26 protein-coding genes and 1 pseudogene are annotated in these 25,885 nt (G+C 31.9%); 22 read left to right on the plus strand and 5 right to left on the minus strand.

Annotated features, from left to right (window positions below; genetic code table 11):
• The first annotated feature begins 20 nt into the window (after nucleotides 1–20).
• Nucleotides 21–788 (plus strand): glycosyltransferase family 2 protein, encoded by a 768-nt coding sequence (locus HYN86_RS04690; RefSeq protein ID WP_113677000.1) that lies wholly within the window; start codon nucleotides 21–23, stop codon nucleotides 786–788.
• A gap of 67 nt (nucleotides 789–855) precedes the next feature.
• Here the strand turns inward: HYN86_RS04690 and HYN86_RS04695 are convergent.
• Both HYN86_RS04695 and HYN86_RS04700 read right to left on the minus strand, forming a co-directional pair.
• Nucleotides 856–1,383 (minus strand): annotated as a pseudogene (locus HYN86_RS04695) (ORF6N domain-containing protein).
• A gap of 41 nt (nucleotides 1,384–1,424) precedes the next feature.
• Nucleotides 1,425–2,735 (minus strand): phenylacetate--CoA ligase family protein, encoded by a 1,311-nt coding sequence (locus tag HYN86_RS04700; RefSeq protein ID WP_113677001.1) that lies wholly within the window; start codon nucleotides 2,733–2,735, stop codon nucleotides 1,425–1,427.
• Between the two features lie 133 nt (nucleotides 2,736–2,868).
• Between HYN86_RS04700 and purD the strand changes: the two genes are divergently transcribed.
• Nucleotides 2,869–4,143, plus strand: coding sequence for a phosphoribosylamine--glycine ligase (purD, locus tag HYN86_RS04705; RefSeq protein WP_113677002.1), 1,275 nt, complete (start codon nucleotides 2,869–2,871; stop codon nucleotides 4,141–4,143).
• On the opposite strand, the gene HYN86_RS04710 is transcribed toward purD, so the two are convergent.
• Nucleotides 4,135–4,365 (minus strand): DUF6341 family protein, encoded by a 231-nt coding sequence (locus HYN86_RS04710; protein WP_031453858.1) that lies wholly within the window; start codon nucleotides 4,363–4,365, stop codon nucleotides 4,135–4,137. The genes purD and HYN86_RS04710 overlap by 9 nt on opposite strands.
• 142 nt (nucleotides 4,366–4,507) lie before the next feature.
• Here HYN86_RS04710 and HYN86_RS04715 point away from each other — a divergent pair, with 142 nt between their 5' ends.
• Nucleotides 4,508–5,437 carry a DUF6427 family protein gene (locus HYN86_RS04715; protein ID WP_113677003.1) on the plus strand — a complete coding sequence of 310 codons (930 nt, stop codon included), beginning with the start codon at nucleotides 4,508–4,510 and terminating at the stop codon, nucleotides 5,435–5,437.
• Here HYN86_RS04715 and upp read toward each other — a convergent pair.
• The gene (gene upp, locus HYN86_RS04720; RefSeq protein WP_113677004.1) at nucleotides 5,432–6,085 is read right to left on the minus strand and encodes a uracil phosphoribosyltransferase; all 654 of its coding nucleotides are present in this window, start codon (nucleotides 6,083–6,085) and stop codon (nucleotides 5,432–5,434) included. The two genes, HYN86_RS04715 and upp, sit on opposite strands and share 6 nt — an antisense overlap.
• 110 nt (nucleotides 6,086–6,195) lie before the next feature.
• On the opposite strand from upp, the gene HYN86_RS04725 reads away from it, so the two are divergent.
• The gene (locus HYN86_RS04725) at nucleotides 6,196–6,801 is read left to right on the plus strand and encodes a DUF4254 domain-containing protein (RefSeq protein ID WP_113677005.1); all 606 of its coding nucleotides are present in this window, start codon (nucleotides 6,196–6,198) and stop codon (nucleotides 6,799–6,801) included.
• Nucleotides 6,802–6,841: 40 nt separating this feature from the next.
• Nucleotides 6,842–7,849, plus strand: a complete 1,008-nt coding sequence (locus HYN86_RS04730) for a glycosyltransferase family 9 protein (protein ID WP_113677006.1) — start codon at nucleotides 6,842–6,844, stop codon at nucleotides 7,847–7,849.
• Between the two features lie 76 nt (nucleotides 7,850–7,925).
• Here the strand turns inward: HYN86_RS04730 and HYN86_RS04735 are convergent, their stop codons facing one another.
• Complete coding sequence (locus HYN86_RS04735; RefSeq protein ID WP_113677007.1) at nucleotides 7,926–8,978, minus strand: 2Fe-2S iron-sulfur cluster-binding protein; 1,053 nt, start codon at nucleotides 8,976–8,978, stop codon at nucleotides 7,926–7,928.
• Nucleotides 8,979–9,106: 128 nt separating this feature from the next.
• On the opposite strand from HYN86_RS04735, the gene HYN86_RS04740 reads away from it, so the two are divergent.
• The 17 genes from HYN86_RS04740 to HYN86_RS04820 all read left to right on the plus strand — a co-directional run bounded on the left by HYN86_RS04740 (nucleotide 9,107) and on the right by HYN86_RS04820 (nucleotide 25,883).
• Nucleotides 9,107–10,576 carry a DUF5687 family protein gene (locus HYN86_RS04740; protein WP_113677008.1) on the plus strand — a complete coding sequence of 490 codons (1,470 nt, stop codon included), beginning with the start codon at nucleotides 9,107–9,109 and terminating at the stop codon, nucleotides 10,574–10,576.
• A gap of 111 nt (nucleotides 10,577–10,687) precedes the next feature.
• Nucleotides 10,688–11,383, plus strand: a complete 696-nt coding sequence (locus tag HYN86_RS04745) for an ABC transporter ATP-binding protein (RefSeq protein ID WP_113677009.1) — start codon at nucleotides 10,688–10,690, stop codon at nucleotides 11,381–11,383.
• Nucleotides 11,384–11,522: 139 nt separating this feature from the next.
• The gene (gene porW / locus HYN86_RS04750; protein WP_449404024.1) at nucleotides 11,523–14,084 is read left to right on the plus strand and encodes a type IX secretion system periplasmic lipoprotein PorW/SprE; all 2,562 of its coding nucleotides are present in this window, start codon (nucleotides 11,523–11,525) and stop codon (nucleotides 14,082–14,084) included.
• A 2-nt stretch (nucleotides 14,085–14,086) separates the two neighbouring features.
• A complete protein-coding gene (locus HYN86_RS04755) occupies nucleotides 14,087–14,485 on the plus strand; it encodes a bactofilin family protein (RefSeq protein WP_095952814.1) in 399 nt (132 codons plus the stop codon).
• On the plus strand, nucleotides 14,466–14,693 hold the full coding sequence (locus HYN86_RS04760; protein ID WP_113677011.1) for an AtpZ/AtpI family protein: 228 nt from the start codon (nucleotides 14,466–14,468) through the stop codon (nucleotides 14,691–14,693). The genes HYN86_RS04755 and HYN86_RS04760 overlap by 20 nt, the downstream gene beginning before the upstream one ends.
• A 56-nt stretch (nucleotides 14,694–14,749) precedes the next feature.
• Nucleotides 14,750–15,142, plus strand: coding sequence for a hypothetical protein (locus HYN86_RS04765; protein WP_113677012.1), 393 nt, complete (start codon nucleotides 14,750–14,752; stop codon nucleotides 15,140–15,142).
• Between the two features lie 118 nt (nucleotides 15,143–15,260).
• Nucleotides 15,261–16,436 (plus strand): F0F1 ATP synthase subunit A, encoded by a 1,176-nt coding sequence (atpB, locus tag HYN86_RS04770; RefSeq protein ID WP_113677013.1) that lies wholly within the window; start codon nucleotides 15,261–15,263, stop codon nucleotides 16,434–16,436.
• A gap of 33 nt (nucleotides 16,437–16,469) precedes the next feature.
• A complete protein-coding gene (gene atpE, locus HYN86_RS04775) occupies nucleotides 16,470–16,667 on the plus strand; it encodes an ATP synthase F0 subunit C (protein WP_008465835.1) in 198 nt (65 codons plus the stop codon).
• An 88-nt stretch (nucleotides 16,668–16,755) separates the two neighbouring features.
• Nucleotides 16,756–17,256, plus strand: coding sequence for a F0F1 ATP synthase subunit B (locus HYN86_RS04780; RefSeq protein ID WP_113677014.1), 501 nt, complete (start codon nucleotides 16,756–16,758; stop codon nucleotides 17,254–17,256).
• Between the two features lie 4 nt (nucleotides 17,257–17,260).
• Nucleotides 17,261–17,794: an ATP synthase F1 subunit delta gene (gene atpH / locus HYN86_RS04785; protein WP_113677015.1), complete on the plus strand. Its 534-nt coding sequence runs from the start codon at nucleotides 17,261–17,263 to the stop codon at nucleotides 17,792–17,794.
• Between the two features lie 38 nt (nucleotides 17,795–17,832).
• Nucleotides 17,833–19,410, plus strand: coding sequence for a F0F1 ATP synthase subunit alpha (gene atpA / locus HYN86_RS04790; protein ID WP_113677016.1), 1,578 nt, complete (start codon nucleotides 17,833–17,835; stop codon nucleotides 19,408–19,410).
• A gap of 79 nt (nucleotides 19,411–19,489) precedes the next feature.
• Nucleotides 19,490–20,350 carry an ATP synthase F1 subunit gamma gene (atpG, locus tag HYN86_RS04795; RefSeq protein WP_113677017.1) on the plus strand — a complete coding sequence of 287 codons (861 nt, stop codon included), beginning with the start codon at nucleotides 19,490–19,492 and terminating at the stop codon, nucleotides 20,348–20,350.
• 576 nt (nucleotides 20,351–20,926) lie between these two features.
• Nucleotides 20,927–21,373 (plus strand): GNAT family N-acetyltransferase, encoded by a 447-nt coding sequence (locus HYN86_RS04800; protein WP_113677018.1) that lies wholly within the window; start codon nucleotides 20,927–20,929, stop codon nucleotides 21,371–21,373.
• 95 nt (nucleotides 21,374–21,468) lie between these two features.
• Nucleotides 21,469–22,929, plus strand: coding sequence for a lipopolysaccharide biosynthesis protein (locus HYN86_RS04805; RefSeq protein ID WP_113677019.1), 1,461 nt, complete (start codon nucleotides 21,469–21,471; stop codon nucleotides 22,927–22,929).
• A 28-nt stretch (nucleotides 22,930–22,957) separates the two neighbouring features.
• On the plus strand, nucleotides 22,958–23,392 hold the full coding sequence (dut, locus tag HYN86_RS04810; protein WP_008465845.1) for a dUTP diphosphatase: 435 nt from the start codon (nucleotides 22,958–22,960) through the stop codon (nucleotides 23,390–23,392).
• 82 nt (nucleotides 23,393–23,474) lie between these two features.
• Nucleotides 23,475–24,491, plus strand: coding sequence for a sugar phosphate nucleotidyltransferase (locus tag HYN86_RS04815; protein WP_113677020.1), 1,017 nt, complete (start codon nucleotides 23,475–23,477; stop codon nucleotides 24,489–24,491).
• A 42-nt stretch (nucleotides 24,492–24,533) separates the two neighbouring features.
• Complete coding sequence (locus HYN86_RS04820; protein WP_113677021.1) at nucleotides 24,534–25,883, plus strand: tetratricopeptide repeat protein; 1,350 nt, start codon at nucleotides 24,534–24,536, stop codon at nucleotides 25,881–25,883.
• Nucleotides 25,884–25,885: the final 2 nt, after the last annotated feature.

Genomic DNA, 25,885 nt, shown 5'->3' on the forward strand with positions numbered 1-25,885 from the left:
TTTAAAGAATATAAATTCTAATGAACGATTTAGTATCTATTTTAACTCCAACATATAATACTGAAAAGTTCATTAGAGCAACCATTGAATCAGTTCAGAATCAGACGTATCAAAATTGGGAAATGATTTTGGTTGATGATGCTTCTACAGATAAAACGGTTTCCATTATAAAAGAGTTTGCTCAAAACGATTCTAGAATAAAATTATTCAGATTATCTAAAAATTCAGGAAATGGATTTGCCAGAAATGAAGCTTTAGAAAAGGCTTCAGGAAAATATATCGCTTATCTAGATGCAGATGATGTATGGTTTCCTCAGAAATTGGAAAAGCAGCTTCAGTTTCTAAAAAGCAATAATCTGCCTTTTACTTTTAGCTTTTATGATTGTATTGATGAGGAGGGAAATAATTTAAACAGAAGAGTTGAGTCACCGCAGCCACTAACTTATAAACAACTGTTTTTTTGTAATTATGTAGGCAATCTTACTGCGATTTATGATGCCGAATATTATGGAAAAATCAAATTAGAATCTTCCGAAAAAAGGCAAGATTGGAGGATTTGGCTGACGATTTTAAAACAATTAAAAACGGTAAAAGCTGTGCCGGAACCATTAGCATTTTACAGAATAAGAAAAGATTCTATTTCATCGTCAAAATTCAAATTGATCAAACATAATTTTGGAGTCTATCGAGACTTCCACAAATTCAATTTTGTGTTTTCTGTTTTGTTAATGATAAGATTTTTGTTTACCCAGTTGATAATAAAACCGAAATATATAAAGAAAGTTTAATTGAACTGATGTCACAATTTGCGACTTCAAGTTTTTAAGGTCACAATTTGTGATCTTAAAGAAATAGTTATTTTTTATAACCAATTTTCACTCTTTCAGATTCATTTTCTTTTTTCTCAGTTAATTCATCTAAATAAGAAAAGACCAATTCAATATTTTTATCATGATTTTCTAACTTTTTCTGAATCTGTAAAATATCAACTTTAATTTCTGTTGTATCCAATAGCATTTGTCTCACTTTCGTGAAAATACGCATGATTTGAATATTGGTTTGAATTGCTTTGTCACTTTTAAGAATGCTAGACAACATCATAACCCCATGTTCAGTAAATGCCATCGGTGCATGTCGCAAACCAATCTTATCGGAATTGGAGGTCACAAATTGTGACCTCCAATTTTCAAACTCTGATTTATTAAGTTCAAACATGAAATCTTCAGGAAACCTTTAGATATTTCTTTTAACGGATTGTTTAAGAACTTTAGTTTCTATTCCATAAAGTAAAGCCAAATCACGATCAAGCATCACTTTTTGATTACGTATAAAATATATTTTATTTGAAATTGTTTCTTCAGAAAGTAAAGAATGATTATCCATAAGTTTTAATTATAAAAACAAATGTAAGATTTTATTTATATTTACAAATACGATTTAAACTGTTTTAATTTCCCGCGATTAGTTCTTTCTAAAACAGTTTTTCTTGTAAAAGTGAAGTTTAAATTGGGTTCTAAATACAAATCTATAGCTTCTTTTATTTTATGAATTTGTTTAGAATCTAATTCATTTTCAGCAACATATTCAATTTCAAAATTATCTATTTTGGTTTGTTTGATGATAAATTCTTTTACATTTCCATCGTCTTCAATTATGCTTTTGGTTACATAATAAAAAGTCAATCCAGGAGATTTTTTTCCGCTTGGTAAAATGGCAACATCATTGGTTCTTCCAATTAATTTTTTTAAAATTGGTTTTCTGGGAGTACTTTTTTCATCGAGAATTCCAATGTCGCCAATTTCATATCTGATAAAGGGATTTGCTTTGTTAAATAATGAGGTAATTACAATTTTTCCTTCCGTTCCATGTGGAACAGAATTGTTATTTTCATCTAAAATTTCAACAAAAAGGGTTTCGGAATTAACTTGCCATTCTCCTTTAGGATTTTCGAAAGCAATTAGATCCAATTCTGATGCTCCATATTCGCTGATAATAGGAATTCCAAATTGTTTTTCAAGTAGTTTTTTATCCGTTTCAAAAAGCATTTCCGAAGTGACGAAGCAAGCCTTTAAGGTTGGACAAATTTCAATTAAAACAATATTCTTTTGCTCCAAATATTTAGCAAACAAAACAATCGAACTCGTATAACCATTGATATAATCGAATTTTTTCGATTTGAATTTTTTTAAGAATTTTTCTAAAACTTCATCAGATAAATCAAAAACCGGAAAGCGAAAACGATGCGTCAGGAAATCTTTGAAACGCTCTTTCTGATAACCAATAAAATCCATTGGAATTCCGTAAAAACGGGCCTGATAGGAATGATTAAAATCAATTCCAAACCATCCAAAACGCATCATATTGGAAGCCCATGTTAAGGCATGACAGTACTTATCTTTTGCAAAAACAAAAGGAGTTCCGCTCGATCCGGAAGTTTTGTTGAGGTAAATGTTCTTTTTTGAATAACCTTTGGAAAGTCTCTCATCCAATGGCTTCTGAAGATTCTGTTTATTCAAAATGGGTAGATCTTCCCAATTTTGAACTGCATTATTTCCAACTAATTCTTTGTAAAAAGAGTTGTTTTTTAAATGAAAATCAACAATTTCTTTCTTCTTCTTTTCAAGAAATGAAGCATATTCTTCGTCAGAAAAGAGAATAATTTCATCCAATTCGGCTTTGGCTTTCTTTATCGGAAAACCATTTAATTGAAGGGAAATATCAAAAAGACGAATCATTTTCAGAATAATTTTCGTCAAAAATAATATTTAGGAATTACTAACAGGACATAATCAACAAGTTTTTAAGATTTAATTATTTTTTACGTTTAAAAGCAATTATTTTTGCACCACAACTAAATACAACTACACCATGACAATTTTACTATTGGGATCAGGCGGAAGGGAACATGCATTTGCATGGAAAATGACTCAGAGTCCGCTTTGCGAAAAACTTTTTGTAGTACCTGGAAATGCGGGAACTGCTGCAATTGCTGAAAATGTGGCAATATCTGCGACAGATTTTGAAGCTGTAAAAGCTTTAGTACTTAAGGAAAATATAAGTTTAGTAGTCGTAGGACCTGAAGATCCATTGGTAAAAGGTATTTACGACTATTTTAAAAACGACGAAAGTTTAAAACATATCCCAGTTATTGGACCATCAAAATTGGGCGCTCAATTAGAAGGAAGTAAAGAATTTGCAAAAGAATTCTTGATGAAACATAATATTCCAACTGCAGCATATGATAGTTTCACTGCCGAAACGGTTGAAAAAGGATGCGAGTTTTTAGAAACATTACAGCCGCCTTATGTTTTAAAAGCAGATGGATTAGCAGCTGGAAAAGGTGTTTTGATTATTCAAGATCTTGAAGAAGCAAAAACAGAATTACGTAACATGCTGGTTCATGCAAAATTTGGTACAGCAAGTTCTAAAGTTGTTATCGAAGAATTCTTGGACGGAATCGAATTAAGCTGTTTTGTTTTAACAGATGGAAAAAATTACAAGATTCTTCCAACGGCAAAAGATTATAAAAGAATTGGAGAAGGAGATACAGGATTAAACACAGGTGGAATGGGAGCAGTTTCTCCAGTTCCTTATGTGGATGCTGTTTTAATGGAAAAAATTGAAACGCGTATCGTAAAACCAACAATCGAAGGTTTCCAAAAAGACGGAATCGAATATAAAGGATTCGTATTTATTGGTTTGATTAATGTTAAAAACGAACCAATTGTTATTGAGTACAATGTGAGAATGGGAGATCCAGAAACAGAAGTAGTTGTACCAAGATTAAAATCAGATTTAGTAGAACTGTTCTTGTCTGTTGCTGATCAGAAATTAGGTGACTTTAATTTAGAAATTGATCCAAGAAGCGCGACAACGGTTATGGTTGTTTCTGGTGGATATCCTGAAGATTTTGAAAAAGGAAAAGTAATTTCTGGATTAGAAAATGTAACAAATTCTATAGTTTTTCATGCAGGAACAAAATTAGATAACGAAAATGTCGTTACTAATGGAGGACGTGTAATTGCTGTAACCTCTTACGGAGATAATTTCCAAGAGGCCATAAAAAAATCTTATCAAAACATAGATAAACTAAGCTTTGATAAGATGTATTTTAGAAAAGATATTGGTTTCGACTTACTTTAAGAAAGAGTGAGCCGTTGTATCTTGGTTTTCTGTTCCGGCGTCATCAAAAATGCGTAATTGTTTAATCCAATAAACGATTGCGCATGAACAGATGATCATGAAAATCCAGTTAATTGTGTTTGCACCAAACCATGTAATTAATTCCAAACGACGTAAAAAGTCAAGAGGAGCAAACAAAATGTTAACGAATAAGTATTGTATTCCTTCAAAAAAAGCTGTCATAATTTTTTAAAATTATATGTTATTTATTGTTGTGTAATGCTTTGAAGATAAAATTCTGTTTAAAGAATCTTTTTTCAACTTGTTCGGTTTTTCATTTTAAACAAGTATTATCTTTACAATCACAAAAGTATAAAATATCCTTATGATAACAAGTGTTTTTAAAAAATCTACGCCATTAAATTATTCTTTGGTTGTAATTTTAATACTGGTTTTCTTTTTTATGTTCCAAATTAAAGACCCAACTTGGGTTACTTCTTATTTTTTGGCTTTCCAAAAAGTAAGTTTGTTATGCTTTATTTTGGCTTCTTTTTTTATGGTAAATTTTATTGTAAAAAAGAACGGACTCAGTAAAGACAATGGTTACGCGATATTTTTCTATTTATTGTTCCTTTTATTTTTTCCTACCATTTTTAACAACACAAATGTTATCTATGCTAGTTTCTTTATCTTATTGGCACTTCGAAGGTTGATTTCGCTTCAATCTTTAAAAGCGTCAAAAGAAAAAATATTCGATGCTTCATTTTGGATTTTTGTAGCTTCTTTATTTCAATTTTGGAGTATACTTTTCGTAATATTGGTCTTTATATCAATTGTTTTTCACGTTTCTAGAGACTATAGAAACTGGGTTTTACCATTTATTGCACTTTTAGCAGTGGCAATATTATTTTATATGACCTCTTTAATCTTTAATATCGATGCTGCTGCATTTTTTCAAGAAAGAGCTGTAATCGATTTTAGAATTGATTATTTTAAAAACAATTACGAAAACGGAGCACTGTCAATTTACACTGCAATCGCCCTGTTCTTTGTTACTTCAATGCTAATGACATTGTCAAACAGACCCCAGATTTTACATTCTTCTTACAAGAAAATTGTGGCTTGTTTTTTTATAGCAGTGATAGTTTATATAGTTTCGCCCAATAAAAGCAACGATTTATTATTGTTTAGTATTGCACCATTAGCCATTATGGCAACAAGTCATGTAGAATATATGCAGCAAAAACTGAATAACGAAATTGTATTTTATGTCTTGATTGTGTGTAGTTTATTTACTTTCTTCTCACAGTTATAATTTACTTCCGTAGGCAAGATCACCGGCATCACCAAGACCAGGAACAATATAATTTTTCTCATTTAGTTTTTCGTCTAAAGAGGCAACCCACAAATGACAGTTTTCAGGAAGATTTTTCTCTAGATGAGCAATTCCTTCAGGAGCAGCAATCACTACCACAATATGAAATTCTGCTGGAGCCGCATTTTCGATTAATTTTTTGTGAACAGCGACTATAGATTGACCTGTTGCGAGCATAGGATCAAGAAGTAAAACTGTTTTATTGTTGAGGTTTGAAATCGCCTGGTATTCAACCAAAATTTCAAATTCATCATCATTATTAGGGTGATATCTGGAGGCCGACACAAAGCTGTTTTCTGCATGGTCGAAATAATTTAAAAAGCCATTATGAAGCGGTAATCCAGCTCTTAGGATAGGACATAAAACTAAATCAGTTTCAATCTCTGTTGTTTTTTTAATTCCCAGCGGTGTTTGAATTTCAACATTTTTATATGGTAAAATTTTGCTTAACTCATAAGCCATGATTTCACCAATACGTTCAATATTTCTACGAAAACGCATGCTGTCGTTCTGTACATTTACATTTCTAATTTGGCCTAGAAAATGATTTAATACACTGTTATTCTCAGAGATATAATGAATTTTCATAATATTTTTTTAGCAGGTCAATTGTTTTTTATGAAGAATTGAAAAATTAGTAGTTTTTTTCAAACTATAAAAGTATAAAAAGTATCTTTGTTTTATAAAAAAATAAAAACATGTTTTCAAAATTAGCATATTCTGTTTTCGAGCAAAGTATTAAAGATTATCACCAATTTGATAATGTTGATCAGCCGATTAATAATCCTTATCCAAAAGATAAGTTTGAACATTTATTATATTTAAAAAATTGGATTGATACAGTTCAATGGCATTTTGAAGATATTATTCGTGATCCGCAAATTGATCCAGTTGCAGCCTTAACTTTAAAAAGAAGAATCGATGCATCAAATCAGGAACGTACTGATATGGTGGAATATATCGACAGCTATTTTTTACAAAAATACAGCGATGTTAAAGTAAAAGATGGAGCAAAAATCAACTCAGAAAGTCCTGCATGGGCTTTTGATAGATTGTCGATTTTAGCTTTAAAAATTTACCATATGAATGAAGAAGCAACTCGTGCAGAAGCTTCTCAAGAACATAGAGATAAATGTCAGGAAAAATTAAATATTCTTTTAGAACAAAGAACAGATTTATCTACAGCAATTGAAGAATTATTGACAGATATCGAAAATGGAGAAAAATTCATGAAAGTGTACAAACAAATGAAAATGTACAATGATGATGAATTGAATCCAGTTTTATATCAAAACAAAAAATAATTTGGCAGACTTGTCTAGCAAAATTAAGCATATAGCCGTCATGAGACTATCCGCAATGGGAGATGTCGCCATGACGGTTCCTGTTTTACACGCTTTCGTAAAACAATATCCAATGGTTAAATTGACGGTTATTTCTCGTCCTTTTTTCAAACCTTTTTTTGATGGAATTCCGAATTTGGATTTTTTTGCCTTTGATGAAAAAGAAAGACACAAAGGATTCTTTGGACTTGTCCGTTTATATAATGACGTAAAAAAACTGAAAATAGACGCTTTTGCAGATCTTCATAATGTTCTCAGATCTAAAGTTGTGAGTTTGCTTTTCGCTTTAAGCGGCAAAAAAAGAGCGACTGTAGATAAAGGCCGAGAAGGAAAAAAAGAATTGACAAGAGCCGAGAATAAGATTTTTAAACAATTACCAACGATGTTCCAAAGACATGCAAAAGTGTTTGAAGAACTTGGTTTTCCTTTAGATTTATCGAATCCGACTTTTCCTGCAAAAACAAATTTGAGTTCTGAAATTTTAGAAATTATCGGATATCACAGTCAAAAATTAATCGGAATCGCACCTTTTGCACAATACGATTCTAAGGTTTATCCCTTAGATTTAATGAAGGAAGTTATATCAAAATTGGCCGAAAATTCAGCTAATAAAATTTTGCTTTTTGGCGGAGGAAAAAAAGAAATCGAGATTTTAGATTCAATTTCGCAGCCTTATGAAAATGTAATTAATACGGCTGGAAAAATTAAATTTCAGCAGGAATTACAACTCATAAGCAATCTAGATGTTATGCTTTCTATGGATTCTGGAAATGCACATATTGCAGCGATGCTTGGGGTTAAAGTTGTTACACTTTGGGGTGCTACCCATCCTTATGCCGGATTTTTACCATTCAATCAGAGTTTAGAAAATGCTTTAACTTCAGACAGAAATCAATATCCAAAACTCCCAACCTCTGTTTATGGAAATAAGATTGTTGAAGGTTATGAAGATGCAATGAGGAGTATTTCTCCAGATGAAGTCGTGAAAAAAATTCAGGGATTAGTTTAAAAAATTACAATATAAAAAATTCCAAATTCCAAGCTTTCAATTGGAATTTGGAATTTTTTATATTAAAATTTAGATATTAAACGTCGTCATAATCCACATAGATAGTATCTGATGTTGGATGCGCTTGACAAGTTAAAATTAAACCTTCGGCAATTTCGCTGTCTGTTAAAATAGAATTTTTAGTCATTTCGGCAGATCCTGCTGTAACACGTCCTAAGCAGCTGCTGCAAATTCCGCCTTGACAAGAATAAGGAGCATCAACACCTTGTTTTAATGCAGCATCAAGAATAGTTTGCTTTTTAGACATTTCAAAAGTAGTTTCTTCATCGTCTACCAAAACTGTAATTTTTGTATGCCCTTCTTGAGAACCTTGAATTACATGTTCTTCAGATGAAGAAGTAAAAAGCTCAAATTTAATAGCAGATTCTTTTACGTTTTTCTCCTTCAAAACATCAGAAACAGTATTAATCATTTCTTCTGGTCCGCAAAGGAAAAATTTGTCAAATTCAAGTTCTTTATGTTTATTATTTAAAACAAAATTTACCGCAGATTTTTCAATTCTTCCAAACAAAGCATTTTCAGCTTTTGCCTGACTAAATACGTAATGCACAAAAAATCTGCCTACATATTGTAATTGCAAATCGTGAAGTTCCTGATGAAACATAGTATTTTCTGGAGTTCTATTTCCATAAACTAATACAAATGAACTTTTAGGCTCATTTTTTAAAACCGATTTTATGATAGAAAGAACAGGAGTAATACCACTTCCAGCAACAAATGCAGCGTAGTTTTTTTGTCTTTCTGCATCTGGTTCAAAAGTGAATTTTCCTTCTGGCTGACCAACTTCAAGAACATCTCCTGGTTTTAATTTGGTATTGGCAAACTGAGAAAAAACCCCACTTTTTACAGCTTTAACAGCAATTCTTAATTCGCCGCTGTCTGGTGCAGAACAAATAGAATAAGCACGTCTAATTTCTTGATTGTCAAGAGTTAGTTTTAGATTTATATATTGTCCAGCTATAAATTTATAATCTGGTTTTAGTTCTTCGGGAACATTAAAAAGTATAGAAACAGCATCTGCAGTTTCACGTTTTACCTCTTTAATTATAAGTTTTAAGAATGAAGGCATGTTAGAATTTTTATGCAAAAGTAGCAAACCACTATTAAATGATTAGCACGAAATTATTTTTTTTAACTTTTTTTGTAACGTTTTCCTACATTTGATCTCTCACTATAAAGAAACTAAAAATATAAACCATGATTAAGAAGTTTATTTACCTCGAATGGAAAGCTTTCATTAGATCGGCATCCTTTGGGAAAAACCTGGCAATGAAAATAATAATAGGATTTTTAATGATCTATTTTTCCTTAATTTTCATTGGAATGGGAGTTGGAGCATTTTATATTCTAAAGGATATGAAATTGGAACCATTAAGAGCTGTTAACAAATTTCTTATTTATTATTTTCTTTTCGATTTACTAATTAGGTTATTGCTTCAGGCAATTCCTGTTCTAAATATTAAGCCATTATTGGTTTTACCATTTAAAAAACCAACGATTGTTCATTTCTCTTTAGGAAAAACAGTTTTATCCTTTTTTAACTGGGTACATGCATTGTTTTTCATTCCATTTTCAGTTGTACTCATTTTAAACGGATATGATGTTGTTGGAATTCTATTTTGGCATTTAGGAATTATGGCTGTTATCTACATCAATAATTTTTTAAATATTATTTTAAGTAATATCGATAAGTTATTTATTGTTTTTGTAGTGCTGATTCTGGCTCTGGCTGGTGCGCAGTATTATAAGGTATTTGATGTAACAGTATTTACAACCCCATTTTTTCAAAATTTTCATGATGTAGAAGGATTGTTTTTAATTCCGGTTGTAGTACTAATTGCCCTTCATGTTTTTACTTTCAAATATTTCAAGAAAAATTTATATCTAGACGCTGGACTTTCTGTTAAACAAGATGTTGCAGCAACAGAAAATCTTACATGGCTGAATCAGTTTGGGACTTTGGGGACATTTCTTAAAAATGACATTAAACTTATCAAAAGAAATAAGAGATCTAAAACAACCATTTTTATGAGTATTCTCTTTTTGTTTTATGGACTTCTGTTTTTTTCAGGTGGAATTGAGGTTTATGAGAAACCGTACATGCAAATTTTTGGAGGCATATTTGTTTCAGGAGGATTTTTATTTGTTTTCGGGCAGTTCGTTCCAAGCTGGGATAGTTCGTATTACCAATTATTAATGACTCAAAATGTTCCGTACCGCGGTTACATTACTTCAAAATGGTGGCTGATAGTTATTGCTACTAGTATTTCGACAATTTTGGCATCGTTTTATCTCTTTTTCGGATGGAAAGTTTACCTAATTATTATAGTGGGGGCAATTTACAATATTGGAGTAAATTCACATTTAGTCCTTCTTGGCGGAGCATTTACCAAAACACCAATCGATTTAAGTGTTGCAGGCGGTGCTTTTGGAGATAAAAAAGCTTTTAATGTTAACGCAATACTTCTTTCTCTGCCAAAAATATTTTTACCAAGTTTATTGTATTGGCTCGGAAATCATTTTGGAGACAATACATGGGGTTTAAGTTTAGTAGCCGGAGCTGGGGTTTTAGGATTTATTTTTAGAGATAAGGTTTTTTCTTTAATCGAAAAAAGATACAAAATCGAAAAGTACAGTACAATAAACGCTTATAAACAAAAAAGTTAATTAGATAATCTGCCAATTTGATAATCAGAAAATATCAATTGGAAATCTAAAATCTATGAATAGGCAATAGATATTTAATCTAAAATCAACAATCTAAAATCTAAAATTAAAATGATACAAGTAAATCAACTTATAAAAAATTATAACGGAACAACAGTTTTAAATATCGAAAATCTGGAAATTCCAAAAGGGCAGAGTTTCGGTTTAGTAGGAAACAATGGGGCAGGAAAAACAACATTTTTCAGTCTTCTTTTAGATTTGATTCAACCCTCAAAAGGAAGTATTCAAAACAATAATATTCAGGTAAATACCAGCGAAAATTGGAAATCTTTTACAGGATCATTTCTTGACGAAAGTTTCCTAATCGGTTATCTAACACCAGAAGAATATTTTTATTTTATTGGAGATCTTCGCAATCAAAATAAAGCCGATGTTGATGCTTTATTGGCGCAGCACGAAGAATTTTTCAATGGAGAAATTTTAAAAAATAAAAAATATTTAAGGGATTTATCTAAAGGAAACCAGAAAAAAGTGGGTATAATCGCCACACTTATAGGAAGCCCAGAAGTTGTAATTTTAGACGAACCATTTGCAAATTTGGACCCGACAACTGTTAGCAGATTAAAAAAAATTATTAAAGAATTGGCCGATAATCCAAATGTTACTGTTTTGGTTTCAAGCCATGATTTACAGCACACTGTCGAAGTTTGTGACCGAATTGTTGCACTTAATAAAGGCGAAATTGTAAAGGATATTAAAACTTCAAAAGAGACCTTGCAGGAACTAGAATCGTTTTTTGCAGTATAAGTTTCTAGATTACAAAAAGAAGCGTATTTTTACAAGTCAATATACTAAAATCAATTTTTAGTAGTTATCTGTTTTAAACTCTTTTCTATTGAAAAAGAATACTCTTAAATATAGTTTTACTTTCGTTTTTTTATTCTTTTTGATAGCTTGTTCTACCAAAAAAAATACTTTTTTGTCTAGAACATCTCACTCTGTTGGTACAAAATATAATATTTTGTACAATGGAGGAATTGGACTTGATAAAGGCTTACAATCTATCCAGGCCAACAATCAAGATAATTTTTGGAAATTACTGCCAATTGAAAAAATGCAGTTTGATGAAAATTTTTCTGAAGGAGAAAAAGCTAAAAACCCTGATTTTGAACGCGCAGAAACAAAAGCAACCAAAGCCATTCAGAAACACTCCATGAATATTGGAGGAAGGGAACGAAATTCACAAATTGACGAAGCGTATTTAATGCTTGGAAAAGCTAGATATTACGATCAGCGTTTTATTCCTGCGGTTGAAGCATTCAATTATATTTTATACAAATATCCGAACAGTAGTAATATTTATACTGCTAAAATCTGGCGCGAAAAAACCAATATGCGTTTAGGAAATGATGCTATTGCCTTAAAAAACATTAAACTTTTACTTAAAAACACGGATTTAGATAAGCAGACTTTTGCCGATGCAAATGCTCTTTTAGCCGAAGCTTTTTTAAATATAGAAGAAAAGGACAGTGCAGTTGCCAAGTTGCGAATTGCAGAGCAGTTCACAAAAAAGAATGAAGAGCGTGCGAGATACCGTTTTATTCTTGGACAAATGTATCAAGAACAAGGAAAACGTGACAGTGCAATTTATTTTTATGATGGTGTAATCGATTTGAATCGAAAAGCAGATCGTAAATATATGATGCATGCTTACGCTAAAAAGGCACAGATGTATGACTATGAAAAAGACAATGATACCATCTTTTTAAAAACATTCAATAAACTGGTAAAAGATCGGGAGAACCGTCCTTATTATGATGTTCTTTTTTATGAAATGGGAGTTTTTTACGATAAAAAGAAAGATCAGGAAAATGCTTTAAAATTTTATAATAAATCTTTAGGAAGAAAGTCTAAAGATCCATATTTAATGGCTTCGGCATACAGAAACATTGGAAATATGTATTTTAAAAATACAAACTATACAATGGCGGCGAAGTATTATGACAGCACATTGGTAAAACTTGATTCGAAAACCAGAGAATATGCTTTCATAGAAAAAAACAGAAAAAATCTCGACAATGTAATTAAATACGAAGCCGTTGCAAAACGAAACGATAGTATTATTAAGGTATTTAATATGCCTCCGACAGAGAAAAAAGTTTATTTTGAAAATTATATTGCAGAGCTAAAAAAGAAAGACGAAGCAAAACGACTTGTAGAAGAAAAAGAAAAAGAACGATTAGCCAATATTGATTTAAATTCAAGAGCAGAAGTTTCAGGAAGCGGAGCTGTAAATCCGCAGTCTTTGGGACAGCAACTAGATTCAGACGGTATCGGAATGCCAATGGGAAGTAATGACAATGCCAGCACATTTTATTTTTATAATCCAACCACTGTAGCATACGGAAAACTGCAGTTTAAAAAAATGTGGGGAAGCAGAACATTAGGCAGTTACTGGAGATTGGCAGGAATTAAAGATGCCAACAATGCTGCAATGAATGACACAATTACTAATCAAGATAGTAATAATGTCTTAAAAGATACAGTTGTTGCAGAAAAATATACCGTTGCATTTTATGTAAAACAGCTTCCTACATCACAGCCAGCTATCGACAGTATTGGTATAGAACGTAATTTTGCTTACTATCAATTAGGACTTATATATAAGGAGAAATTTAAAGAATACAGTTTGGCCAGCGATAAGTTAGAACAATTATTGCGCAACAATCCAGAAGAAAAACTGGTATTGCCGTCTATGTATAATTTGTATAAAATTTACCAAATTACAAATCCGCAGAAAGCAGAAGCGATAAAAGCTGAAATTTCATCTAAATATCCAAATTCAAGATACGCTCAGATTTTAAATAACAAGGAAGACGACCCTAATTCTAGTCCAGATAAAGAATACCAAAAATGGTATAAACTGTTTCAAGAAGAAAAATTTGATGAAGTTTTAGCGAATATTGATAATTTGATTAATCAGTATTCTGGAGATGATATCGTTTCTAAGTATGAATTATTAAAAGCCAATACTTTAGGAAAGGTAAATGGCTTAGAAGCCTATAAAAAAGGACTTGAAAATGTAGCAGATAATTATCCGAATAGTGAAGAGGGTAAAAATGCAAGAGAAATTCTAGAGAAACAAGTGCCGGCTTTAGAAAGATTAAATTTTACTACAGCAGACAACAAAAGCTGGAAAATTTTATATGCAGTTCCTAATAACGATACTAAAACGCTTAAACAAATTGAAGAAGCGATTAGAGTATTTTTATTAGTTGAAAATTTTGAGAGATTAACAACTTCTTTTGATAAATACAATCAATCTGAAAGTTTTGTAATTATTCATGGTTTGAAATCTGAAGCGTATGCCAAAGATGTTGCGGGAGTTTTGAGAGAGGATAAGAAATATAAAATTGCACATCCCGCAGTTATTATATCAACGGATAATTACAAAGTGGTTCAAATTAAAAAGAACCTCGAAGCCTACTTGACCCCAAAAACCCCATAATAATGTTTGAAAAAGTAAAAAAAAGCGGCACAGAGCAATTAGGAAAAACAAATCGTATTGTAGAAGGAACATCAATAGTAGGAGACATAGTCTCGAAAGCCGATTTCAGATTAGACGGCGAACTGATTGGAAATTTTACTTCACAAGGAAAAATTGTAATAGGAGCCAAAGGATCAGTCAAAGGAGAGATTATTTGTAATAATGCAGACATTGAAGGAGAATTTCATGGAAAAATAAAAGTTCTTGAAATCCTTAATATTAAATCGACTGCTCAAATACATGGAGAAGTAGCAGTAGGAAAACTTTCTATAGAACCTGGCGCTGATTTCACTGCAACCTGCACCATGCTGGCTCACTCAAACCAAGTAATAATGTTAGAAGATGGAAAAGGAGCCGAATAATAATAGGAGAAATAAATGGCTTGCATTTATTAATATTCCTTTTCAAATGGGAGTAATTATCTTTGTATTCTCATACTTTGGAACTTGGCTTGACGAAAATCATCCAAGTCCCAAAGTATATTACAACACCATTTTTGTTATGCTTGGAGTTGGAGTCGCATTATATAATGTAATTCGCCAGGTAAACGATATTAATAAGACAAAGTAGTTTTTAGTAAAACAGCTTAAGATAAAAGTTGCATCTTTGCGCAAAAATTATCTCAAATGCTTTTAAAAAATTACAAACCGGTATTTTATTTATTTTGTCTTGCTTTAACAGCTTACCTTTTACATAAAGCAATTTTCTACTTTTGCGAAATTAATATTCAAAACTTTCATTACAGTTTAGAATTACAATATTTATTCTTCTTCGGAATTTCGGCTTTTTTATACCTTATATTATTAATAGTAAAAGAGAAAAATTTTGAAATCGTCGGCATGACCTTTTTATTTGGAACTTTTGCACAAATGTTATTAGGATATTTAATCCTGCAGCCAATTTTAAAAATCAAAACCGGAGAAACCGATGTTGAAAAGATTAGTTTTTTTATAACATTTGTGTTGTTTTTGTTATTTCAGACGCTTTTAACTGTCCGATTATTAAATGAAAAGCGTTAAAATAACAATTCTTTAAAACAAGGTTTAAAAATAATTTTTCATATCCTTTTGAATATTAATAAAAAATGTACCTTTGCACCAAATTTTAGAAACGTAAAAAAATAAGATTTTCCACGATATGGTGATTTCAAACAAACCGCTCAGCTTTATTCTTGCCGCTTTTGTAGCTTCTCTACCAATTATGGGTTTTGCAAATCCAGAGAATGACACAACGCATGTTCAAACTGAAACAGCTCATGAAGAGAAAGTAGTTTCACACAATGCCCCTGAGGAAGGAGAGCATGCTGCTCTTGATCCAAAAGCAAAAGTGGACGCTTTTATTGATCATCACTTACAAGATTCTCACGATTTTGTTTTCTTCTCAGATGAGAAAGAAAATAAACATTATGGTTTTTCATTACCAGTTATACTTATTGATGGAGGATTGAAAATTTTCTCTTCTTCAAAATTACACCACGGTGAAGCAGTTGCAGAAGTTGACGGAAACTTTTACAAATTAGTTCACGGTAAAATTTACAAAACTGATGCTGCCGGTACAATTAACTTTAACGAGCACGGACATCCAGAAAATGAAAAACCATTAGATTTTTCTATTACAAAAAATGTAGTGTCAATGCTTTTCGTTGCAGTGCTGTTATTTTTAATGTTTACTGCTTTAGCAAGATCATATAAAAAAGGACCAATCCCAACTGGATTTGGTAGAGTTTTAGAACCACTTATTATTTTTATTAGAGACGAAATCGCTGTTCCTAATATTGGTGAGAAAAAATACCGTAAATACATGGGTTACCTATTAACTGTATTTTTCTTTGTTTGGTTGTTAAACTTATTAGGAATGACTCCACTAGGAATTAACGTTACAGGTAATATCGCTATTACAGTTTGTTTAGCAGCATTTACTTTCATCATTACACAATTTAGTGCAAACAAAGATTATTGGGGGCACATTTTCTGGATGCCTGGAGTACCAGTTCCAATGAAAATTATTTTAGCTCCGATTGAAGTTTTAGGAACACTAACAAAACCATTTGCATTATTAATTCGTTTGTATGCAAATATTACTGCAGGTCACGTAGTAATTATGAGTTTGATTGCTATGATTTTCGTAGGTAAAAATTTAGCAGCAGATTTGCCAATCTCATTAGGTTTAACATTGTTTATCTCTGTTATTGAAGTTTTAGTTGCATTTTTACAAGCGTTTATCTTCACGATGTTATCATCACTATTTATTGGTATGGCTGTTCAAGATCATGATCATGCTCACCACCACGAAGACGAAACAGCAATTATTTAATTTAGAAGTTTAATTTTATATATATAAATACTTATGGGAACAATTCCAACTTTAGTAGGTGCAGGTTTAGTAGTAATCGGTGCAGGTTTAGGTTTAGGTAAAATCGGTGGATCTGCTATGGACGCTATTGCTCGTCAACCAGAAGCTGCTGGTAAAATTCAAACTGCGATGATTATTATCGCGGCTTTATTAGAAGGTTTAGCATTCGCTGCTTTAATCTTAGGAAAATAATAAAGAGAGAAATAACAGCATCTTTAACGGTTGGTTAAAGATGTTGTTACTTTTAAAAAAGAAATTAAATATTTAATATAGTTATAAAATGGATAAGTTAATTAACGATTTTTCATTCGGTCTATTCTTTTGGCAAGCTTTAATCTTGTTAGTATTAATTTTACTTTTGGTGAAATTTGCATGGAAACCAATTATGGAGTCTATTACTGCAAGAGAAGAAGGTATTAAAAATGCATTGCTTTCTGCTGAAAATGCAAAGAGAGAAATGGAAAATTTACAAGCTGACAATCAAAGAATTTTGAATGAAGCTCGTGCAGAACGTGACGCGATGCTAAAAGAAGCTCGTGAAATGAAAGAGAAAATGATTGCTGATTCTAAAAACGAAGCACAAGAAGCTGGTCGAAAAATGATCGAGCAGGCTAAAGCTGCTATCGAAAGTGAAAAGAATGCTGCAATGGCAGAATTGAAATCTCAAGTTTCAACTCTATCATTAAGTATTGCTGAGAAATTATTGAAAGAAGAATTATCTAACAAAGAATCTCAAACTAAATTAGTTGAGAAAATGTTAGGTGACGTAAAGTTAAACTAAGATTATGGCAAGTACAAGAGCAGCAATTCGTTATGCAAAAGCAATTCTAGACTTAGCAAACTCTAAAGGTGTTGCCGAAGCTGTCAATAACGATATGAAATCAATTGCAGCAGCAATCGATACTAATACAGAATTGAGTACCTTTATCCAAAACCCAACAACAAAAGTTGAAGTTAAAGAAAGTGCTCTACTAGAAGTTTTCGCAGATGTAAATGGAGTAACAAAAGGATTATTTCATTTATTATTTGAAAACAAAAGATTTGAAATTCTGAATGCAATCGCATTAGAATACAATAAATTGTTTGATGAAAGTAATGGTGTTGAAGTAGCGAAAGTTACAACTGCCATTCCGATGGATGCTGCTTTAGAAGCTAAGGTTTTAGCAAAAGTTGCAACTTTATCAGATAAAAAAATTACAATTGAAAATATAGTAGATCCTTCAATTATTGGTGGATTTATTTTAAGAATAGGCGATAATCAATACAACGCTTCTGTTGCAAACAGATTACAAGTATTAAAAAGAGAGTTAAGTAATTAGTTTTTATAACACAAAAAGTGTCTAAATTATAAATTAAGATGGCGGAAATCAAACCTGCTGAAATTTCAGCAATATTAAGAAAGCAAGTAGAAGGTTTTGAATCTGGTGCTACGCTAGAGGAAGTAGGAACAGTACTTCAAGTTGGAGACGGTATTGCTCGTGTTTACGGGCTGTCTAATGTACAATATGGAGAGTTAGTAGAATTTGATAACGGTATGGAAGGTATCGTATTGAATCTTGAAGAGGATAATGTTGGGGTTGTACTTTTAGGACCATCAACTGGACTTAAAGAAGGATCTACTGCAAAAAGAACTCAACGTATTGCTTCTCTTAAAGTAGGTGAGCAAATGGTAGGACGTGTTGTTAATACTCTTGGTTTTCCAATTGACGGAAAAGGACCAATCGGTGGAGATTTATACGAAATGCCTTTAGAAAGAAAAGCACCTGGTGTTATCTTCCGTCAGCCGGTAACTGAGCCATTACAAACAGGTGTAAAAGCTGTTGATGCTATGATCCCAGTTGGTCGTGGACAACGTGAGCTTGTTATTGGTGACCGTCAAACAGGTAAATCAACTGTTTGTATCGATACAATCTTAAATCAAAAAGAATTTTACGATGCAGGAAAACCTGTATTCTGTATATATGTTGCAATTGGGCAAAAAGCGTCAACTGTAGCAGGAATCGCTAAAATGTTAGAAGAAAAAGGGGCAATGGCTTACACAGTTATCGTTGCTGCAAATGCTTCTGATCCAGCTCCAATGCAAGTTTACGCTCCATTCGCTGGTGCTGCAATTGGAGAATACTTTAGAGATTCTGGTCGTCCAGCTCTTATCGTTTATGATGATTTATCTAAACAAGCTGTTGCTTACCGTGAGGTTTCTCTTTTATTAAGAAGACCACCGGGACGTGAGGCTTACCCTGGAGACGTTTTCTACTTACACTCTCGTCTATTAGAGCGTGCTTGTAAAGTAATCGCTGATGATGGTATCGCTAAAAATATGAACGATTTACCAGATTCTATCAAATCTATCGTAAAAGGTGGTGGTTCATTAACTGCTTTACCAATTATCGAAACTCAAGCTGGTGACGTTTCTGCATATATCCCAACAAACGTAATTTCGATTACAGATGGTCAGATTTTCCTTGATGGAGATTTGTTCAACTCTGGGGTTCGTCCTGCAATTAACGTAGGTATCTCTGTATCTCGTGTTGGAGGTAATGCTCAAATTAAATCTATGAAAAAAGTTTCTGGAACTTTAAAATTAGACCAAGCTCAATTCCGTGAATTAGAAGCTTTCGCTAAATTTGGTTCTGACTTAGATTCTGTTACTTTAAACGTAATTGAAAAAGGAAAAAGAAACGTTGAGATCTTAAAACAAGGTTTAAATGATCCTTATACAGTTGAAAACCAAGTAGCTATTATCTACGCTGGTTCTAAAAACTTATTAAGAAACGTTCCTGTAGAAAAAGTAAAAGAATTTGAAGCTGATTTCTTAGCTTACTTAAACAGTAAACATAAAGATACGCTTAACGCGTTGAAAGGTGGTAAATTAGATGACACTATTACAGATGTTATCGAAAAAGCAGCAAAAGAAATTTCAGCAAAATATAACTAATAAGATAATAAGTAAATTAGATAATTAGAGTTAATTCTAATTATCTAATTTTCAAATTGTCACATTTTCTAATTAATAGATGGCAAATTTAAAGGAAATCCGTAATAGAATTACTTCCGTTTCATCGACGATGCAGATTACATCGGCTATGAAAATGGTTTCTGCTGCAAAGCTTAAGAAAGCACAAGATGCAATCACTGCAATGCGTCCTTATGCCGAGAAATTAACGGAGTTATTGCAAGATCTTTCTGCGACACTTGAAGGTGAAGTAGGAGGAGATTACACAACACAACGTGAAGTAAAAAAAGTATTGCTTGTAGCTATAACTTCTAACAGAGGTTTATGTGGTGCATTCAATTCAAACATTATTAAAGAGATTAAAAACCGTACAGAGTTTTATGCTGGAAAGCAAGTTGATGTTTTTGCTATTGGTAAAAAAGGAAATGATGCTTTAAGCAAAACTCATAAAGTTCACGGTCATCATAATGCAATTTTTGATCATTTAACTTTTGAAAATGTTGCAGGAATTGCAGATAATTTGACTGAGAAATTTTTATCTGGAGAATACGATAGAATTGAGTTAATTTACAATCAGTTTAAAAATGCTGCGACTCAAATTGTTCAAACAGAACAGTTTTTACCGTTAGCACCTATTAAAACAGATGTGGCAGTTTCTACAGGAGATTATATTTTTGAACCTTCTAAAGAAGAAATTGTTTTAACTTTAATTCCGAAATCTTTAAAAACGCAATTGTATAAAGGTATCCGTGATTCATTTGCTTCTGAGCATGGTGCACGTATGACTGCTATGCACAAAGCAACAGATAATGCAACTGAATTAAGAAACCAATTGAAATTGACTTATAATAAAGCGCGTCAGGCTGCAATTACAAGTGAGATTTTAGAAATCGTTGGTGGAGCAGAAGCTTTAAATGGATAATTTACTCCATAGTATATAAAAAGAAAAGCCAGCAAATGCTGGCTTTTTCTTTTATTGGGAAGTTTTTTATTCTTTTTTAAAAATAACTTTTATAAAATGGTGATTCTCAAATTCTAAAAAATTGAGAATCACTACCATTTTATAAAAAATTGACAGATAACTCTGCTTGCTTTGTCTTTTTTGGGAACAAACTAGCTTTATTAGTCCCACGGCTCTGTTTTTTTAAGGGTTACATTTCAGCAGAATCAATCCCTGTGCTTTGTCTTTTATGGGAACAAACAAGCTTTATTAGTCCCAGTGCTTAGTTTTTTTATAAGGGTTACATTTTAGCTAACTTCAATCCCTTTGTGCTTTGTCTTTTATGGGAACAAACAAGCTTTATTAGTCCCAGTGCTTCCTTTTTTATAAGGGTTGTATTTAGCTTTCTCAATCCCTGTGAAGCAAATTTAAGAAAACACTGTTTAAAAAAAGTTACATAATTTTTAACGTAAATTTATATATTTCACATGTTACTGTTCTGGTTATTATATAAATGGCTCAGAAAAAATAATTAATTTTGAATTCTATTCTATTAAAATGGCTTTACAAATACTTGAAATTACTACGATTGAAGAAATGCTGGCTCAAATTGAAACCATCAGATTTCTATATCCTAATATCACTTTAGAAAAATATAAATCTTTTCTTTTGGAGATGATTCCGCATAATTATACTCAAATTGCAGTTTTTGAAAATAATGAATGTTTGGGAATTACCGGCTGCTGGTCGGCAACAAAATTGTGGACAGGCAAATATCTCGAAATAGATAATTTTGTTGTTAATCCAGAATATCGATCTAAAGGAATTGGAAAAATACTTACAGATTATATTGAGAAAAAAGCAATAGAATTAGAATGCAGCAGTATAGTTTTAGATGCATTTACTGGAAATTTTGGCGCCCATCGTTTTTACTACAATCAAGGTTACGCTCCGAGAGGATTTCATTTCGTGAAAATTTTGGATGAAAAGAAAATGACGGTGTAAAAGAGTTAGAACTTTTCTTTATTGCATCAAACAAAAGCACCATTAAACAAAAGAAATGGTTATTTTTGTCTTACAAACATTATTACAATTATATTTTGGGATTATATAAAAATCTATTCAAGCAAACAGCAATTTACGGACTGGCAACAGTTTTACCGAGAATGCTGAGTTTTTTATTAGTGAGATTATATACAGGAATTTTACCTACTGCCGAATATGGTGAGGTGTCGATTGTATTGTCTTGGATGGTTTTCTTTAACGTAGTTCTTTCTTACGGAATGGAAACGGCTTTTTTTAGATTTTATAGTGCTGAAGAAGATAAGAAAAATGTAATTGCGACTTCTACTATTTCAATATTTTGGACATCTATTATTTTTCTATTCGCTGCTTTAATTTTTAGAAATACTTTGGCGAGTTTAGCCGAAGTCGATGTTCAATATATTACGTACACGGTTTGGATTTTAGTTTTGGATGCGTTGGTTTTAATTCCGTTTTCAAAATTAAGGGCAAACCAGAGACCAATGGTTTATGCAGCTATTAAAATTGGAAATGTGATAATCAATTTATTACTAAACATTTTCTTTTTAATGTACCTGCCAAAATTAGCAACTTCAAATCCCAATTCGGTTTGGGATAATTTATATGTCGAGAATTTCCAGATCGCTTATATTTTCATCGCTAATCTTTTGGCGAGTTTAGCAACTTTTATAGTTCTTTCGCCTAATTATCTTTCGCTTGGACGAAAATTTGATCCAGAACTTTGGAGACGAATGATGAAATACGGACTTCCGATTTTGGTTGCCGGATTGGCTTTTGCCGTAAACGAACATTTTGATAAAATCTTATTAGGTTATTTGCTTCCAGAAAATTTAGCAAAATCTGAAGTTGGAGCTTATTCTGCTTGTTACAAACTAGGTTTATTTATGGTGCTTTTCGCGACGGCATTTAGATTAGGGATTGAGCCTTTCTTTTTCAGCCACGCGAAAAACGCAAATGCTCCACAGACTTACGCCGTGATTACTAAATATTTTGTCATATTGGGTTCGCTGATTCTATTAGGAGTTATAGTTTTTGCAGATGTTTTAAAATACTTATTATTAGATAATAAATCCTATTGGGAAGCAATGAAAGTGGTGCCGCTTATTATTTTGGCAAATTTCTTTTTGGGTATTTACAACAATTTATCAGTGTGGTATAAACTAACGGACAAAACAAAAATTGGGGCTTATATTTCTATTGTGGGAGCAATTGTAACGTTGGTTTTAAATTATATTTTAATTCCAAAATACAGCTATTATGGCTCGGCAATCGCAACCATTTCTGCTTACGGAAGCATGATGCTTATTTCTTATTTTTTAGGAAATAAATATTATCCAATTCCTTACGACATGAACAAAATTGGAGCTTATTTAGGCGTTTCAATATTATTCTCCATAATTTCATTTTACGGATTTAGAGAAAAATATTATGTGGGCATTCCACTTCTTTTAGCTTTTATGTATCTAGTTTACCATTTTGAAAAAGATACAATAAAAGGAATATTGAGAAAGAAATAAGCTAGTTATAAAAAATTTATATTGAAAAATGAAAATACAAATTATTAATAAATCACAACACGATTTACCAAATTACGAAACCATTGCTTCTGCAGGAATGGATTTACGTGCCAATATTATAGAGCCAATTACGTTAAAACCTTTAGAAAGAACGATTGTAAAAACAGGACTTTTTATTGAATTGCCAATTGGTTATGAAGCTCAGGTTAGGCCAAGAAGCGGCTTAGCGGCTAAAAAAGGCGTAACAGTTTTGAATTCCCCAGGAACTGTTGATGCAGATTACAGAGGAGAAATAGGAGTAATTTTAGTAAATTTATCTAATGATGATTTTGTAATCGAAAACGGAGAAAGAATTGCGCAGCTGATTATTGCAAAACACGAAAGAGCAGAATGGATTGAAGTTGAAACACTTTCTGAAACATCAAGAGGTGAAGGAGGCTTTGGAAGCACTGGAGTAAAATAATTTTCTATAATTCTGAAAACTAAAAAAAGAAAGACCAAACCCAATGAAGATTTTAGAATCTTCCCATAAAATCAAATAAAGAATGAAAATAATTGTGCCAATGGCAGGCCGCGGATCGAGATTGAGGCCTCATACATTAACAGTTCCGAAACCATTAATTCCTGTTGCTGGAAAATCTATTGTACATCGTTTAGTTGAAGATATCGCTAAAATATTAAAAGAACCTATAGAAGAAGTTGCTTTTATTTTAGGTGACGAAGCTTTTTTTGGAGATGATGTTGTAAAAAGTTTAGAAGATTTAGCAAAAGGATTGGGAGCAAAAGCATCAATCTATCGTCAGGATCAACCTTTAGGAACGGGTCACGCTATTATGTGTGCAAAAGATTCTTTGTCTGGACCAGCTGTAATTGCTTATGCAGATACTTTAATTAGAGCTGATTTCGAATTAGATCCTGAAGCAGACGCTGTAATCTGGGTAAAACAAGTGGATCAGCCAGAAGCTTTTGGTGTTGTGAAACTAAACCAAAATAATGAAATAATAGAATTGGTTGAAAAACCAAAAGAGTTTGTAAGTGACTTAGCCGTTATCGGGATTTATTATTTTAAAGAGGTTGGAGTTTTGAGAAATGAACTTCAAAGCGTTCTCGATAATAACATTCAAAATGGCGGTGAATACCAGATTAATGATGGTATCAAAGCGATGATGGCAAACGGAAAAGTTTTCAAAACAGGAAGTGTTGACGAATGGATGGACTGCGGTAACAAAGATGTTACGGTAGAAACTAACACTAGAATGTTAGGATTTTTGCACAATGACGGAGAACATTTAGTTGATTATGATGTGAAATTAGAAAATTCTACGATTATTCCACCATGTTATATTGGAGAAAATGTAGTCTTGAAAAACACAACAATTGGTCCAAATGTTTCAGTTGGAAAAGGATGCCACGTAACAGACAGTACTATTAAAAATAGCTTAATTCAAACGTATTCTCAAATTAAAAATGCTAACTTAGATAACGCAATGATAGGTAATCATGTGAGTTATGATGGTAAATTTACCAGTGTAAGTATTGGAGATTACTCAGTTTTGGAATAAATAGAAATAAATTTTGTTTTTGTTTACAATGTAATTTTTAAAATGATCAATAAAAGAGTTTTTATAGTTTTGTTTTTTGCTTTCAGCACATCGTTTTCGGTTTTTGCACAGACAGAACCCGAAGATATTGCTTTGGCAGCAGATGAATACCAAGACTCATTTTATGAATCATTGAAACAAAAAGGAATTGAAAATTACGATAAAGCTATTGTGTCATTGGAAAAATGTATCAAACTCAAACCCAATGACGCAGTGGCTTATTTTGAATTAGGAAAAAATTATCTGGCTCTAAAAGAATATCGAAATGCACAAGATAACTTTGAAAAAGCTACACAATTAGATCCTAAAAATAAATGGTTTTGGCTGGGAATTTATGATGTAAGTTATGAGACAAAAAATTATCCGCTGGCGATTGAAACCATTCAAAAAATAATAGTTTTTGACGAAGAGTACAAAGACGATTTGATTTCGTTATACATGATTACCAATCAGTATGACAAAGCATTAACTGCGATTAATGAGATGAATGATAAGTTCGGAAAATCATCTGATCGTGAAATTTACAAAGCTCAAATTTTATCGCAGGGAAAATATCAAAACGCTGAAATTGATAATTTAATACAGCAGATTAAAAAAGATCCTAAAGAAGAATCAAATTATGTGAATCTTATTTTTTTATATTCTAAGAATAATGAAAATGAGAAATCACTCGAGGTTGCGAAACAATTGGCAAAAGAAATTCCAAGTTCGGAATGGGCTCAAGTGAGTTTATTCAAAACATATTTAGATGCCAATCAAGCAGATAAAGCGATAAAATCAATGAATGTGATTTTGGCAAGCTCAAAAATTGATTCAAAAATCAAACATAGAACTTTGAATGAATTTTTGATTTATGTAAACAAAAATCCGCAGTATGCTCCAGATTTAGAAAAAGCAATTGCTTATTTTGATGCTGACAAAGATGTTGATGTTGCAAAGGAAATAGGAAAATTTTATCACAGTAAAGGTCAATTTGAAAATGCAATTAAATATTATGAAAAAGATTTAAAAGTCAATTCTGATACAGATCTGGAAACTAATATGTTATTGCTGGAAGCGTATTCGCAGACCAAACAGTTTGATCCAATGACAAAAAGAGCGATGACGCTAATTGAAATATATCCGAGTCAGGCACAGTTTTATTACTACGCAGGTTTAGGAAGCAATCAGCAAAAACAATTTAAAAATGCAAAAACCGTTTTAGAAATGGGGCTTGATTATGTTGTTGATGATGCAAAGCTGGAAGCAAATTTTAATATTCAATTAGGAGAGGCATACAATGGATTAGGAGACGCAAAGAAAAAAGAGGAATACTTTTTGAAGGCAAATGAATTATTAAAGAAAAAAAAGTAAAA

This window comes from Flavobacterium fluviale (genome assembly GCF_003312915.1).
Taxonomy (GTDB): Bacteria; Bacteroidota; Bacteroidia; order Flavobacteriales; family Flavobacteriaceae; genus Flavobacterium; species Flavobacterium fluviale.